The organism is Pseudomonas sp. 5.2 (genome assembly GCF_059025405.1).
Genome location: NZ_JBYBHH010000079.1, coordinates 1 through 232, shown reverse-complemented (window position 1 = coordinate 232; position 232 = coordinate 1). Strand labels below are relative to the sequence as shown.

At 62.1% G+C, this 232-nt stretch carries 1 protein-coding gene; it reads left to right on the top strand.

The window, feature by feature from the left end; genetic code table 11:
- The coding region (locus AC5PZ0_RS28380; protein ID WP_493856233.1) for an immunoglobulin-like domain-containing protein at positions 1–232 on the top strand (232 nt) is incomplete at both ends.

Sequence of the window (232 nt, the reverse complement as noted above, 5' to 3'; positions counted from 1 at the left end):
GGTGATCAAGAAGGGCGAAACCTCGGCCATCTTCACCCACGACGCCCAAGGCGAAGACGTGTACGTCGACGCCGGCTCGCTGACTGTCAGCATCACCGGCACCAGCGTGCCGGACGGTCGCCAGTTCGAGAACCTGGTGGTCAGCAAGCCTTCGGCCTCGGTGGACATCAAGGACACTTCGAACGAAGTTATCGCCAAGCTCACTGCAACCGAGTCGGTCACCGAAGGCGGC